The 14,361-nt window shown below is 69.3% G+C and carries 13 protein-coding genes; 8 read left to right on the top strand and 5 right to left on the bottom strand.

Annotated elements, in window-relative coordinates; all coding sequences use genetic code 11:
* Positions 1-51: 51 nt before the first annotated feature.
* Positions 52-696 (bottom strand): MBL fold metallo-hydrolase, encoded by a 645-nt coding sequence (locus tag ACWIGI_RS29680; protein WP_454205857.1) that lies wholly within the window; start codon positions 694-696, stop codon positions 52-54.
* Between the two features lie 274 nt (positions 697-970).
* On the opposite strand from ACWIGI_RS29680, the gene purS reads away from it, so the two are divergent.
* Both purS and purQ read left to right on the top strand, forming a co-directional pair.
* The gene (purS, locus tag ACWIGI_RS29675; RefSeq protein WP_354985861.1) at positions 971-1,204 is read left to right on the top strand and encodes a phosphoribosylformylglycinamidine synthase subunit PurS; all 234 of its coding nucleotides are present in this window, start codon (positions 971-973) and stop codon (positions 1,202-1,204) included.
* Positions 1,201-1,878: a phosphoribosylformylglycinamidine synthase subunit PurQ gene (gene purQ, locus ACWIGI_RS29670; protein WP_454205856.1), complete on the top strand. Its 678-nt coding sequence runs from the start codon at positions 1,201-1,203 to the stop codon at positions 1,876-1,878. Before purS ends, purQ begins: the two co-directional genes overlap by 4 nt.
* Before the next feature lie 239 nt (positions 1,879-2,117).
* Here purQ and ACWIGI_RS29665 read toward each other — a convergent pair whose 3' ends face one another.
* Positions 2,118-3,209: a substrate-binding domain-containing protein gene (locus tag ACWIGI_RS29665; RefSeq protein ID WP_454205854.1), complete on the bottom strand. Its 1,092-nt coding sequence runs from the start codon at positions 3,207-3,209 to the stop codon at positions 2,118-2,120.
* A gap of 44 nt (positions 3,210-3,253) precedes the next feature.
* On the opposite strand from ACWIGI_RS29665, the gene ACWIGI_RS29660 reads away from it, so the two are divergent.
* Together ACWIGI_RS29660 and ACWIGI_RS29655 are read left to right on the top strand one after the other, a co-directional pair.
* Entirely contained in the window at positions 3,254-3,691 is a 438-nt protein-coding gene (locus ACWIGI_RS29660; RefSeq protein ID WP_454205852.1) for a MarR family winged helix-turn-helix transcriptional regulator, read from the top strand.
* 119 nt (positions 3,692-3,810) lie between these two features.
* Positions 3,811-5,130: a M18 family aminopeptidase gene (locus ACWIGI_RS29655; RefSeq protein WP_454205850.1), complete on the top strand. Its 1,320-nt coding sequence runs from the start codon at positions 3,811-3,813 to the stop codon at positions 5,128-5,130.
* Positions 5,131-5,203: 73 nt separating this feature from the next.
* On the opposite strand, the gene ACWIGI_RS29650 is transcribed toward ACWIGI_RS29655, so the two are convergent.
* Entirely contained in the window at positions 5,204-6,553 is a 1,350-nt protein-coding gene (locus tag ACWIGI_RS29650; protein WP_454205848.1) for a glycosyltransferase 87 family protein, read from the bottom strand.
* Positions 6,554-6,758: 205 nt separating this feature from the next.
* Here ACWIGI_RS29650 and purL point away from each other — a divergent pair, with 205 nt between their 5' ends.
* Positions 6,759-9,053, top strand: coding sequence for a phosphoribosylformylglycinamidine synthase subunit PurL (purL, locus tag ACWIGI_RS29645; RefSeq protein ID WP_454205846.1), 2,295 nt, complete (start codon positions 6,759-6,761; stop codon positions 9,051-9,053).
* A gap of 198 nt (positions 9,054-9,251) precedes the next feature.
* Here the strand turns inward: purL and ACWIGI_RS29640 are convergent, their stop codons facing one another.
* Positions 9,252-9,500: a YiaA/YiaB family inner membrane protein gene (locus tag ACWIGI_RS29640; protein ID WP_454205844.1), complete on the bottom strand. Its 249-nt coding sequence runs from the start codon at positions 9,498-9,500 to the stop codon at positions 9,252-9,254.
* 367 nt (positions 9,501-9,867) lie between these two features.
* On the opposite strand from ACWIGI_RS29640, the gene ACWIGI_RS29635 reads away from it, so the two are divergent.
* The 3 genes from ACWIGI_RS29635 (at position 9,868) to ACWIGI_RS29625 (ending at position 12,972) form a co-directional block, all read left to right on the top strand.
* Positions 9,868-11,637 carry an alpha/beta hydrolase gene (locus ACWIGI_RS29635; protein ID WP_454205842.1) on the top strand — a complete coding sequence of 590 codons (1,770 nt, stop codon included), beginning with the start codon at positions 9,868-9,870 and terminating at the stop codon, positions 11,635-11,637.
* A 213-nt stretch (positions 11,638-11,850) separates the two neighbouring features.
* On the top strand, positions 11,851-12,531 hold the full coding sequence (locus ACWIGI_RS29630; protein WP_454205840.1) for a CPBP family intramembrane glutamic endopeptidase: 681 nt from the start codon (positions 11,851-11,853) through the stop codon (positions 12,529-12,531).
* A gap of 54 nt (positions 12,532-12,585) precedes the next feature.
* Complete coding sequence (locus ACWIGI_RS29625; RefSeq protein WP_454205838.1) at positions 12,586-12,972, top strand: sterol carrier family protein; 387 nt, start codon at positions 12,586-12,588, stop codon at positions 12,970-12,972.
* Between the two features lie 10 nt (positions 12,973-12,982).
* Here ACWIGI_RS29625 and ACWIGI_RS29620 read toward each other — a convergent pair whose 3' ends face one another.
* Complete coding sequence (locus ACWIGI_RS29620; protein ID WP_454205836.1) at positions 12,983-14,320, bottom strand: YhgE/Pip domain-containing protein; 1,338 nt, start codon at positions 14,318-14,320, stop codon at positions 12,983-12,985.
* Positions 14,321-14,361 lie beyond the last annotated feature (41 nt).

Genomic DNA, 14,361 nt, shown 5'->3' with positions numbered 1-14,361 from the left:
CGGGGACCTGGATGCTGGGTCGCGGGCATCGCCTCACCGGCGGGCGCGCGGCTAGAACTCCGTGTGATCCTCGGGCTCGAGCAGCTTGAATTCCGTTCCGGCGGGGCCCATCTCGTTTAGCCGGCCCATGTAGATCCCCTGGGCCGCAGGCTCGATGATCCCGTAGTGGATCGGGAACGCCGTCCGCGGGTTCACCGCGCGGAGGTAGTCGACGGCCTCGCTGATCCGCATCCACGGCGCGGCGGCCGGAATCGCCAGCACACCCACCGGCACCGGGGGCACCCAGAGCGAATCGCCGGGATGCACCAGCTGCGCCGGATCGTCGGGCGTCCCCAGTTGGAACACCGTGTTGTCGATGACCGGGATCTCCGGGTGGATCACCGCGTGCCGGCCACCGCCGCCGGTCACCTGTACTTCGCCGACCTTCAGCACGTTCCCCGCGTGCACGGCCTCCCACGGCTCCCCGCGCTGCTGCGCGGTCTGCGGATCCGAGAGCAGGCGCGCCTGGGGATTGGCGTCGATCAGCGCCTCGATCCGGGCCGGATCGATGTGATCGGGATGCTGATGCGTGACCGCGATCGCGTCCAGCCCGGTGATCCCTTCGAACCCGTGCGAAAGATTGCCGGGGTCGAACAGGATCTTCGCGCCGTTCAGCTCCACCAGAATGCAAGAGTGTCCGAAATGGGCAATGCGCATGGGTGAAACGGTAGTCCGCCCCGGACCGCCCGCGCCACGCAACGCGACCCCTTCCGCGCTGCCGCGGCATACGGCACGTGATCCGCCCTCGAAAACCCTGCACACCGCCCTCCCGAGATGCCCGACGCCCGCCCGCTGTGGCGCGCACCACGTGCGGTCCACCCGGCGGTGAGCGCTCAGCCCGCGCCAACTACCCTGGTCAGCGAAACCCCCGCTCGGTCGCCCGGTGCTCAGCACTGCGTCCGGGCCCGCCCCACCAGCTGAGGAGCAACGCGTGGCACGTGTCGTGGTCGAGGTGATGCCGAAGGCCGAGATCCTGGATCCGCAGGGTCAGGCGATTGTCGGCGCGCTGGGGCGCCTGGGACACCCCGGAATCTCGGAAGTGCGGCAGGGCAAGCGATTCGAACTCGACGTCGCCGACGATGTGAGCGACTCCGAGCTCGAGCAGATCGCCGAATCGCTGCTCGCCAACACCGTCATCGAGGACTGGAAGGTCGTCCGGCTGTGACCGCTCGCATCGGTGTCATCACCTTCCCGGGCACCCTGGACGACGTCGACGCCGCCCGCGCGGTCAAGCTCGCCGGGGCCGAGGCCGTCAGCCTCTGGCACGGCGACGCCGACCTCAAGGGCGTGGACGCGGTCATCGTGCCCGGCGGCTTCTCCTACGGCGATTACCTGCGCACCGGTGCCATCGCCCGGTTCGCGCCGGTCATGGAAGAGGTCATCAAGGCCGCCGGACAGGGCCTGCCGGTCCTGGGCATCTGCAACGGCTTCCAGATCCTGTGCGAGGCCGGCCTGCTGCCGGGCGTGCTCACCCGCAACGAGGGCCTGCACTTCATCTGCCGCGACGAATGGCTGACCGTGGAATCCGCGGACACCGCGTGGACCTCCCGCTACGAGCCGGGCGCGCAGATCCTGATCCCGCTCAAGTCCGGTGAGGGCCGCTACCAGGCGTCCCCGGCCGTGCTCGACGAGCTCGAGGGCGAAGGCCGCGTCGTGTTCCGCTACTCCAGCGACAACCCGAACGGTTCGCAGCGCGCCATCGCGGGCATCAGCTCGGCCAACGGCCGGATCGTCGGCCTGATGCCGCATCCCGAGCACTCCACCGAGGCGCTGACCGGTCCGTCCGACGACGGTCTCGGCATGTTCCTCTCGGTGCTGGACGCGCTCGTCAAGGCGTAGTCGCCCGGGCGCCCGCGCGACGCCCATTGCTCGGCCGAATACTTCGAAGAGCCCGTATCGCCCGCCGATACGGGCTCTTCGCCGTCCGGTGCAACATAACGGGTTCTTTTGTACAGACACCGTTTTCAGGGCCAAACGGATAATTCGGACATAGATTCCCGGGAACGCCGGTTTCGTTCCGAACCACCATTTCCGAACGGCGTCCGGCGAATCTCGCACCACCGCAATACCGAACCCGCTCAGGCGCAGATTCGGTCGAGAATCTCGAAGCGCACACCCTCCGCGCGCGCGATATACCCCGGCAGCACCACTTGATTTCCATCGAAACCAATACGCCCGGAAGGGGTTTCGAGCACCGCTCCCTCGACCGCCGCGTGCAGCCGCCGGACGTCGAGCGAACCGGCCGCCGTCACCATGGCGTGCAGGGTCCGGACGGCCTCGTACTCGGTGTTGCTGAAGTTGGTGAGCGCGGGCGCGAACTCCCCGTGCAGCCGCCGGTATCCGGCCAGCCGTTCCCGCCCGCCCGGCCCGTCGACGAAGAAACTCGACGGCACGTACAGATCCCGATTGGCGTGCACACCCCCCGCGAGCAGCACGTTGTCATCCACGGCGGGACTCACCCGCAGCAGCCGGGCATCGCGCCCGGTCCGCGCGAACTGCCGATTGAAGCGCGCCACGTCCGCGCCGACCAGCAGCACGATCACCCCGTCCACCCGATCCAGCAGCGGATCGCTCAGGAAATCCGCGAAATCGCGGGTGCCCAGCGGCACGAACATCTCCAGCGGCACCGTGCGCTCCAGCGCCGCGGCCCCGCGCTCGCCCAATTCCGCGCGCACCGCGTCGGCCGTGCGCCGCGGCCACACGTAGTCGTTGCCGATGATCGCCCAGCGCCGCGCGCCCAACTCCCGCCGCAGCCAGCGCAGCGCGGGCAGAATCTGCCGGCCGGGATCGGAACCGACCATGAACAGCCCCGGCGGCGGAACGCCGTCGACACCCTCGTGATCGGTGGCGAACAGATACGGCACCCGCCCGGCCGTCACCCGGGCCACCGCCCGGCGCACCGCCGAGGTGTGCCAGCCCGTCACCGCGTGCACCATTCCGGTCGCCAGCAGCGCGGAAACCTCGAGCGCCACTTCGGCCGGTTCGCGGCCGCCGTCGATGTGCGTGGCACGCAATTCCCGGCCGAGAATTCCTGCCCCACTGTTGATTTCTTGCACGGCCAGGGAAATGGCCGCCTCGCACGAGGGCGCGAAGATACCTCCGGGTCCCTGCTGCGGCACTATGTTCAGGATCTCGATACAGTTCTCGGGGCTCCCGCGGAACGAGGTCATCGGATACCCTTCCCCTCGTTCAGTGAATTTGACGGGCGGGAATTATGGCGACAATTCTAGGTGGCATTTCCACACTGCACGGCACGCTGCGTGCAGCGGAGCGCAGTTGGCTTCGTCACCTCGACGCCGCACTGTGTGCCAGGCGGCTCACCGCCGATCAATGGTGCATGCTGACCAACCTCTCGAGTGACACCGGCATCACCATGAGCGAACTGGCCGCCCGCACGCAACTTCCGCCGTCCTCGGCCACCCGGCACGCCGACCATCTCGCCGAGCGCGGGCTAATCTTCCGCGTCGCCGCCGCCGACGACCGCCGCCGCATTCTCATCGGCCTGAGCCGGCGCGGCGTGGAACTGGTCGAGGAGGTGCGCGTGGAGGAGGAGCACGCCGAAAGCGCGCTGCGCAGACACCTCGGTGGCGACGACTACCTCGAACTCGTGCGCCTGCTGGAACGGGTCGCCGAGGTCTCGCAACCGCTCTAGCGAAACCGGCTTCGCGAAATGCGGTAATTCCCAGCCGAATCCGTTCGCCACACCGCGTGGGCGTGTCGATTAGCCGACCGTGGGCGGAAACTGAACCGATAATGCTTAGGATCGCAGGCATGCCAGTTGCCGAGACCACCGCGACCGCCGCCGGACTGTGCGAATTCATCGACGCCTCGCCGTCGCCGTTTCATGTATGCCGCACCGTCGCCGCCGAACTCGACGATCACGGCTTCACCCAGCTCTCGGAATCGGCGCCCTGGCCCTCCACCAGCTCGGGCCGCTTCTACGTGGTGCGCAGCGGTTCCCTGGTGGCCTGGGCCGACGGGGGCGCGGGCGCGCCCAGCGGATTCCGCAGCGGACAGGCCACGCCCTTCCGCGTCGTCGGCGCCCACACCGACAGTCCCAACCTGCGGGTCAAGCAGCACCCCGACACCGCCGTCGCGGGCTGGCAGATGGTCGGCCTCGAACCATACGGCGGGGCCTGGCTCAACTCGTGGCTCGACCGCGACCTCGGCATATCCGGCAGGCTGTCCATCCGCGACGGAAACGCGGTGCGCGAGCGGCTCATTCGCATCGACGAGCCCATCATGCGGGTCCCGCAGCTCGCCATCCACCTGTCCGAGGACCGGCGCGGGGTCACCCTGGACCCGCAGCGGCACGTCAACGCGGTCTGGGGGATCGGCGGTGAACCGCGCTCGTTCCTGGCCTTCATCGCAGAACGGTCGGGCATCGACGCGAGCGCGGTGCTCGGCTGGGAGCTCATGACCCACGATCTGGTTCCGTCCAAGCTCATCGGCCGGGATCTGGATCTGGTCAGCGCGCCGCGCCTGGACAACCAGGGCACCTGCTACGCCGGGTTGCGCGCCTTCCTCGCCGCGGTCGACCAGCCCGGCGCCGCCGTTCCGGTGCTGGCCATGTTCGACCACGAGGAGGTCGGCAGCCAGTCCGATCGCGGCGCGCAGTCCGGGCTGCTGCCCACGGTGCTCGAGCGCATCGTGCTCACACGCGGCGGCGGGCGCGCGGAATACCTGGCCGCCATCGCCGGATCGGTCTGCGCCTCCGGCGACATGGCGCACGCGACCCACCCCAACTATCCGGACCGGCACGAACCCATGCACCGCATCGAGGTGAACGGGGGACCGGTGCTCAAGGTGAACCAGAACCTGCGCTACGCCACCGACGCCGAGGGCGCGGGCGCGTTCGCCCTGGCCTGCGCCCAGGCCGAGGTGCCGTTGCAGCGCTACGTGCACCGCGCGGATCTGCCCTGCGGATCCACCATCGGACCCATGACCGCGGCCCGCACCGGCATGCCCACCGTCGACGTGGGCGCGGCCCAGCTGGCGATGCACTCCGCCCGGGAGATGATGGGCGCGGCCGACGTGCCCGCCTACGCGGCGGCGCTGGCGGCGTTCCTCACCCCGGAGGCGGTGAAGTAGCTCGGGATCCTGGTACGAACAGCACTGCGGCCCAACCCGATTCGGGATGGGCCGCAGTGGCGTAATAAAGGAGTCAGGCCGCCGCGCTCGCGACGGGCTCGGGCTCTGCCTCGCGGACCGGCCGGTACGTGAACGCCGCCACCACGAAGATCGTGAGCGTCAGCAGCACGTAGCTGCTGCCAACGATCTGCTCCCACCACGACCACGTCAGCTCGATGCCGTGATCGAAGGGCAGCAGCCACTGCGGCTGCACCGTGAAGGCGACGATCGCGAGCACGAACGCGAGCAGGAACAGCGGATCACGTCGCCCGCGCAGAATGGCGTTCGCGGCGATCAGCAGCGCGGGCGCCGCCCACACCCAGTGATGCGACCAGGACACCGGCGAAATCAGCAGCACCATACCGGCGTTCACCATCAGCGCCCCCGCGTTCGCGCCGACGCGGAACAACCGGCGCATCAGGATGATCGCCAGCACCACGGTCAGCAGCGACAGCGACAGCCAGACGATGTTGGCCACCGTGTCGGACACGCCCAGCCGGAACGCGAAGCCCTTGAGCGACTGATTGCCCGCGAACTCGGGATGCCCGATCCGCGAGGTGTCGAACAGGGTGGTGAACCAGTACTCCACCGAATCCCGGGGCACCACCGCGAATCCCACCGCGATCGCGCCGAACACCGACGCCACCATCGTGTACGCGGGCACCGGCACCGTGCGCAACCGCGCCGCCAGGCCCTGCGCCGACAGCAGCGGACCCGCCGCGCGCGCCCGGGCCAGGGCCGGTTTCCAATCCTGCTGCAGCAGGAAATAGAGCAGATAGGCCGCCGGGGTCAGCTTCACCGACACCGCGATGCCGATGAGCATGCCGCGCGGCCAGAAAGGCTGACGCACCAGGCAATCGAGGGTGATGGCGGCCATCAGGATCAGGTTGATCTGCCCGAAACCGTAGGTCTGCCAGACCGGTTCGAGCCCCTGCGCGAGGGCCGTCGCGCCGATGACGACGGCGACGCGGGTCGCGCCGGTCAGGTTCGGGCGCAGCCGCTGCAGCACCACCCACAGCGTGAGCCCCAGCGCGAGGATGGACGAGATCAGCACGACCCACTCGGCGACGTCGAGCGACATCACCGCCAGCGGGGCGAAGAAGAACGCGGCCGGCGGGGGATAGGTGAAGGGCAGTCCGATGCCGAACACCTCGGGCATCTGCCCGTACAGATCCTTGCCGTCCAGCAGCGCGCGCCCGCCGTTGCGGTACACCTGCAGATCGATGTAGCCGTGCCAGGCCTTGTCGTTGGCGATCTTCGACGACAGCGCGAACATGGCCACCGCGAGTGCGAGCAGGACCGCCTGCTGCCGCGTCAGCCACGTCCTACCTTCTGGCGCGGTCACGGGCTTCGCCGGATCCGCGAGCCCGGATCGATCGCTCACGGGCCAAGAGTAATGGGTGCGCTCGCCGGCTCAGGTGCGCGGCTCGACCACGACCGGAACCGGGTCCACTGTGCTCGCGGACACATCAGCAGGTGGGCGCGGGCAGGAAATAGGCGGCAACTAGACTCACCTGCGTATCTCGCCGATATCCAGCATGCCGGCTCTCGGTTCTCACCTGCCCGGCCGAAAGGACTCTGGTATTCCCGTGACCAGCCACGTCGATACCGTCAGCAACGCCGCGGCCACCCCGGACCTCCCGCAGCCCTACAAGGAACTCGGCCTCAAGGACGACGAGTACGCCCGCATCAAGGAGATCCTCGGCCGCCGGCCGACGGATGCCGAGCTGGCGATGTACTCGGTCATGTGGAGCGAGCACTGCTCGTACAAGTCCTCCAAGGTGCACCTGCGCTACTTCGGGGAGACCACCACCGAGGAGATGAAGTCCGCCATGCTCGCCGGCATCGGCGAGAACGCGGGCGTGGTGGACATCGGCGACGGCTGGGCGGTCACCTTCAAGGTGGAATCGCACAACCACCCGTCCTACGTCGAGCCCTACCAGGGCGCGGCCACCGGCGTCGGCGGCATCGTCCGCGACATCATGGCCATGGGCGCGCGCCCGATCGCCGTCATGGACCAGCTGCGCTTCGGCGCGGCCGACCACCCGGACACCCGGCGCGTGGTCGACGGCGTGGTGCGCGGCGTCGGCGGCTACGGCAACTCGCTCGGCCTGCCGAACGTCGGCGGCGAGACCGTGTTCGACGCCTCGTACCAGGGCAACCCGCTCGTCAACGCGCTGTGCGCGGGCGTCATGCGGGTCGAGGACCTCAAGCTGGCCTTCGCCTCCGGTGAGGGCAACAAGATCATTCTCTTCGGCGCGCGCACCGGCCTCGACGGCATCGGCGGCGTGTCCGTGCTCGCCTCGGACACCTTCTCCGGCGACGAATCCGGTTCCGGCCGTAAGAAGCTCCCGAGCGTGCAGGTCGGCGACCCCTTCACCGAGAAGGTGCTCATCGAGTGCTGTCTCGAGCTGTACCACTCCGGCGTCGTCGTCGGCATCCAGGACCTCGGCGGCGCCGGGCTCTCCTGCGCCACTTCCGAACTCGCGGCCGCCGGCTCCGGCGGCATGCGCATCGACCTCGACCAGGTCCCGCTGCGCGCCGCCAACATGTCCGCCGCCGAGATTCTTTCGAGCGAATCCCAAGAGCGCATGTGCGCCGTGGTCGCGCCCGAGAACGTCGAGCGGTTCATGGCGATCTGCAAGAAGTGGGAGACCAACGCCAGCGTGATCGGCGAGGTCACCGACGGCGAGCACCTCGAAATCACCTGGCGCGGTGAGGTCGTCGTCGACGTGCCGCCGCGCACCGTCGCCCACCACGGCCCGGTCTACGAGCGCCCCGTGCAGCGCCCGGACTACCAGGACGCCCTCGTCGCCGACTCCACCAAGGCGCTGAACCGGCCGCAGACCGGCGACGAACTGCGCGCCACCCTGCTGCAGATGCTCGCCAGCCCGCAGCTGTGCTCGCGCAAGTGGATCACCGAGCAGTACGACCGCTACGTGCGCGGCAACACCGTGCTCGCCGAGAACGCCGACGCCGGCGTCATCCGCGTCGACGAGGAGACCGGCCGCGGCATCGCCCTCGCCACCGACGCCTCGGGCCGCTACACCAAGCTCGACCCCTACACCGGCGCGCAGCTCGCGCTGGCCGAGGCCTTCCGCAACGTCGCCACCACCGGCGCCACCCCCAAGGCCGTCAGCAACTGCCTCAACTTCGGTTCCCCCGAGGACCCGGGCGTCATGTGGCAGTTCCAGCAGGCCGTGCGCGGTCTCGCGGACGGCTGTGTGGCCCTGGGCATTCCGGTCACCGGCGGCAACGTGTCCTTCTACAACCAGACCGGCCAGGACGCCATCCTGCCGACCCCGGTCGTGGCCGTGCTCGGCGTCATCGACGACGTGCACCGCCGCATTCCGACCGGCCTGGGCCTCGAGCCGGGCGAGACGCTGATCCTGCTCGGCGAGACCCACGACGAGCTGGACGGCTCCATCTGGTCGCAGGTCGTGCACGATCACCTCGGCGGCGTGCCGCCCAAGGTCGACTTCGCGCGCGAACAGCTGCTCGCGGAGATCCTCACCGCCGGTTCGCGCGACGGCATGATCAGCGCCGCCCACGACGTGTCCGAGGGCGGGCTCATCCAGACCGTCGTGGAAGCCGCGCTGGCCGGCGAAACCGGTTGCCGCCTCATCCTTCCCGAGGGCGCCGACCCGTTCGTCACCCTGTTCTCCGAGTCGGCCGGCCGCGTGCTCGTCGCCGTCCCGCGCTCGGAGGAGATCCGCTTCACCCAGATGCTCGACGCCCGCGAACTCCCGTGGGTGCGGATCGGCGTGGTCGACCAGGGCTCCGATTCGGTCGAGGTGCAGGGCCAGTTCAGCGTCCCCCTGACCGAGCTCCGCACGACCTTCGAGGGCACCCTCCCCGCCCTGTTCGGCGCCTTCGAACACTGAGATAACAGAAACCACCCCGCCGGACCCGGACCCCTCGAACAACCGGGTAAGGCGGGGTGGTGCTGTTTCGCCGTGTTCAGCGAATCCTGATGGGTGAGCGGCCCTTCCATTGATGTCGAAGTGGGCCGGCGAAGGATCGGAGCTGGACCAGCGGGCCGATCAGCTGGAAAACCGGCGGCATCATGTTGAGCTGCTGGGTCAGCTGGACCATGGCAGGCCCTCGCCGTTGCGGCGCTGGGCCTCGTGCATGTCGCGAATGACCTTGGCCAGGGTGAAGGTGCTGCTCACCAGGAACAGGGCCGTCATCGCGAGGAACCCGCGCTGCCAGATGTCCAGCGGCAGTTTGACGATCCCGATGATGGTGGCGGAGAAGCTGACTACGAAGGCGATGGCGGCCTGGGCCAGAAATGCCATGGTGCTCTTGGTCTGTGGGCCGTTGGTGCTCATGGGGTTTGAGTCTGCTGCGCCGCCGCCTCGGCCAACCCCGTACAACTACTCGAGTGCCCCCGGGTAGATGCAACCCGGTGCGGTGCCTGCCACCGGTCGAGCAACGAGCGTGCAAATCAACTGCAGCGGAAGCGGATTCCCGGGGCCCGAACGAATGCCGTGCGGGGCGGGCGCGGCTCCGAACCGGGCTGTGGACGACCGGGAATGACCAGGCCGGAACGGCTCCGCGGGTACGGGCCGCCCGGCCCGAACGGCGCCGGTGCACTGAGCGAGGCCAACGGCGAGCGATACCCGCGATGTTGCCGCGATGGTGGCTCTCACACGCGCAAGTCCCCGGATTCGCGCGGGGTGCGGCCATACTGATCGGGTGCTGGACACCGGTCGTGCCTTGAGACGGCTGCGCATCAGGGGCGCGGCCGTGTTCAGGCACGGCTGGGGACGGCGGGTCGCGGTGGTCGCCAGGCGCGTCGAGGAGATCATCGACCTCAACCACACCGGCCTGGTGTTCGCGACACTGTTCTTCGCCTGGTCGGTCACGCCGTCGCTGGTACCGCGCGACTGGCTGTTCCAGGGCCTCATCTCCGGAATCAACGCCGCGCTCGGCTACGGCGTCGGCTGCATCCTGCAGTGGCTGTTCCGCATGTGGATCCGGCCGCGCCTGAAATTCGGCGGACCGCCCGAATGGGTGCGCTACGCGGTCAAGGTCGCGGTGGTGCTCACCTGCGCGCTCGTCGCCGCCTACATGCTGGTGCTGTCGGCGGACTGGCAGCGCGAGATCACCAGCCTCATGGGCATGGAAGGCACCACCCGCGCGGCCTACCTGCGTACCGGCGCACTCAGTTTCGCGGTCGGCGCGCTGGTCGTCGCGGCCTACCGCACCATTCGCGAACTGGTGCGCTTCACCGGCCGCCAACTCAGCCGCTGGGTGCGGATCCCGCCCGGGCTCGCGCCCGCGACCGGCGCGCTGCTGCTCACCGTGCTCATCGTCACTCTGTTCAACGGCGTCGCCACCCGCGCGTTCTTCAGCGTCGCCAACTCCGCGTTCAGCGCGCGCAACGACCGGATGACGCCCTTCGCCGTGCAGCCGACGCTGCCCGAACGCTCCGGCAGCCCGGAATCGCTCGCCGCGTGGGAGACCCTGGGCTCGGAGGGACGCTGGTTCGTCTCGCACGGGCCCGACCCCATGCTGATCACCGCCGCCACCGGAAAGCCCGCGCGCCAGCCGATTCGGGTGTACGTCGGGCTGCAGTCCGCGACCCCGGAGATCACCGAGGAAGAGCTGGCCGTCGCCGAACTCGAACGCACCGGGGCCTTCGACCGCAAGGTGCTGGTCATCGTCACCACCACCGGCACCGGCTGGGTCAACACCATGAGCGCCGCGGCGCTGGAGTACATGTACAACGGCGACACCGCGATTCTGGCCTCGCAGTACTCGTACCTGCCCAGCGTGCTGTCGTTCCTCGCCGACCGCGAGAAGGTGGCCGTCGCGGGGAAGAAGATGTTCGACGCGGTCTACGCGCGCTGGTCCCAGCGCCCGCCCGAGGCCAGGCCCAAACTCCTGGTCTACGGCGAGAGCCTGGGGTCGCAGGGCTCCGAAGCGGCCTTCACCGGCCTGGCCGACCTGCGCTCCAAGGTCGACGGCGCGCTCTGGGTGGGCCCGCCCAACTCCAATCGCCTGTGGGAGCAGTTCATCTCGCGCCGCGACCCCGGCACCCGCGAGGTGCAGCCCATCTACGCGGACGGGCTGGTCGTACGGTTCGCCGCCGACGCCGACGACCTGGCCCGGCCCTCGGATGACTGGCGCCGCCCCCGCATCGCCTACCTCATGCATCCGTCCGACCCGATCGTCTGGTGGTCCACCGATCTGCTGACGTCGCAACCGGATTGGCTGTCCGAGCCACGCGGCTCCGATGTCTCGTCGCAGATGCGCTGGTGGCCCTTCGTCACCTTCTGGCAGGTGGCCGCCGACCTCACCAACGCCCAGGGCGTCAGCGACGGCCACGGCCACCGCTACGGCTCCCTGGTCCTGGACGGCTGGGCCTCGATCGCCGCCCCACCCGACTGGACCCCCGAACTCGGCGAGAAGATCCGCACCCAGATCGAACTGGCCGAGATGTTCGAACGAACGGTGAAATAACCCGTGCCCCGCCGGGTCGGTGAGGTCCGAACGGGCCGCGGATGGTCGCCGCACGACCTGCCCACTGCCTCGGCGACGCAGCGGCGTTCGGCCGGTACCCGCCTGCACACGACCGGGTGCGTCGCCGATTGTCGGCCGGGTGGGTCGATCTCTCGGTCGGGCAGCAGCGGGGCCGAACCGGCGTCGACGCTGACGGCTGTCGTGAGACTTGCTGTGGCAGTAGGGCTTCCGGTCGTATGGAGCAACGCCGTGCTGCCCGCGCTCGAGTTGAACGTGCGGGGGCGGACCACCGCCAACGCGGTGTTCGCCACCGCGTACGCGCTCGCGCTGGGTGGGCGGCCGCGGTGGGTATCGCGGGGCGGGCTCGGAGCCGGGGCCGTCGCGGCGGGTGTGGTCGTGGGCGGTTACGGTGCGGCACTTGCCGTTCCGCGGGTGCGGCGGCACCTGGCCGAGCTGGCCGATCGCGGGCCGGACGTCTCCGCCGCCGAATGGACCGCCGTGCACATCCCGATCGGGACCGTCTACGCGGAGGAACTCGTCTTTCGCGCGACGCTGACGCCGCTGCTGCGCGAGCGGCTCGGCCGATCCGGAAAGTGGCTGGGGGCGCTGACTTTCGGACTCGTGCACGTCCGGCCCGCGCGGTCGGCGGGCGACCCGGTGGCCGGTACCGTCGGCGTCACCGCCCTGGCCGGGGTCGTCCTGGACCACCTCTACGAGCGGACCGGCAGTGCGCTCGCGCCCGCGCTGCTGCACACCGCGATCAACGCCGGGGGTGCGGCGCTGCCGATCGTGGCGCGGCTGCTCACCCCGCCGGTCCACTCGGACTCGACCCCGGTCGAGCCCCCGGCGGACGCGGACACCACGCGCGCCGAAGAGGACGATCTGCTGCCCTGAGCTGCGAGCCCGCCGCGAGGACCCCTGTCGGGCCGCGCCGGTAGCCTCTGGACCGTGGCAGCACGAGGAAAGGTCGATCCGGCGGAGGTCAGGGCGTCCGTCGAAGCGGTGGGGGAGTGGCTGCGGGACGAGACCGCCGCCGCACCCGGACGCAAGGAACTGGGCGCGGCCGTCCGGGGTACCGCGCGGGCCCTCGCGGCGGACGCACCCGGGGGCTCGGTCGAGGTGCGGGTGCCGCCGTACGTGGCGGTGCAGTGCATCGAAGGGCTGCGCCATACGCGGGGGACGCCGCCCAACGTGGTCGAAACCGACGCCCGCACTTGGCTTCTGCTGGCCACCGGACTGCTGGCCTTCGACGACGCGCTCGATTCGGGGGCGCTGACCGCCTCGGGCAGCCGCGCCGGCGACATCGCCCGCTGGCTGCCCATCTCCCCGCTCTGAGCCGAACCGATCAGGCCGGGGTCGCGGCCTCGGCGGCGGGCTTGCGCTCCAAGCCTTTGCGGTCGTAGTACGCGGTGATCGCCAGACCGAACACCAGGCCGATGGCGAGACCGAGCGCCGACATCCAGAACCCGCGCGCCAATCCGGCCTGCGCGTTGCCCTCGAAATACAGGATCGAGCGGGTGCCCAGGAACACCTGGTGCATGGGCTCGAAACTCGCCAGCCACCCGAAGTACTTGGGCGTCGCCTCGATCGGCACCGTCCCGCCCGAGGACGGCAGGCCCAGGATGATGAAGATGATCAGGTTGATGATCAGGCCCGCCGTGCCCACCGCGGCCAGGGTCGAGGTGCACGTCACCCCGACCGCCGTGATCACGAACGCCCCGTAGATGAACAGCAGCAGCGGCTTGTCGATCGGCATCCCGAGCGCCTCGGCGATCCCCAGCAGGGCCGCCGACACCAGGACCGACATGACCACCACCGCCGACCACTTCAGCAGCAGCGTGTGCACCCGCGAGATCGGCGCCTTCGGGAAATGCACGTACCAGGGACCCCACTCGGTCGGCAGGAAGCCCAGCGCGGAATCGATCAGCTGATGAATGATCATCGCGCCGACCATGCCGACCAGCAGCAACAGCAGGCTGTAGAAGAACGCGGTCAGCCCCTCGCCCGAACCACCGGGCAACGGGCGGAACTGATCGACCACGATGTTCAGCGGTTCCGCCAGCACCAGCGTGGTCGCCGCGGTCAGTTCCGGTGCGGGCGGCCCACCCGGCGGCGGCGCCAGCTTGGCCTTGACCTGTTCGGTGAGCTGCTTGCCCACCTGCGCCTGCACCTGTGCCAGCGCCTGCTCACCGAACTTCTGCGTGATGGCGGTAGCGAAAGCGCCGGTGCGCGGATTGGTTTGCAGCGTGATGACAGGTTTGGAGATCTCGCCGGGAATGACGCTGCCCACACCCAGGATCCCGAGCCGCTTGGAGAAATCGCTCGGAATGATGATGGTTCCGTACACCTGCGCCGACTGCATCTGCAGCTGCGCCTCGTTGATGCCGAGCACCCGAAGATCGATCTTGTCCGAGGGCACCGCGTCCTGCAGGCCCTTGGTGACCTGATCGCCGAAGTTCACCTTCTGCGGCTGCTCCGGGGTACCCAGATCGTCGCCGTTGTCCTGATTCACCAGCGCGATCGGGAAATTGTGCAGGTTCTTCTCGGGATCGACGATGTAGTCGAGGTACATCACGCCCAGCAGCGAAGCCAGCAGCGTGACCACCACGATCGGCAGCGCCCACCGCATCGGGGTGAGGTGCCGGGGCCTGGGACTCGAAGCCGAATTCTCGGTGCTCGCCACCGTCGAACGCTAACAGCATTACCGTCCGGTTCCGGTTATCC

It is taken from the genome of Nocardia sp. NPDC055321, from assembly GCF_053645575.1.
The sequence above is the reverse complement of the archived record's forward strand: the minus strand, read 5'-3'. Positions and strand labels throughout refer to the sequence as shown.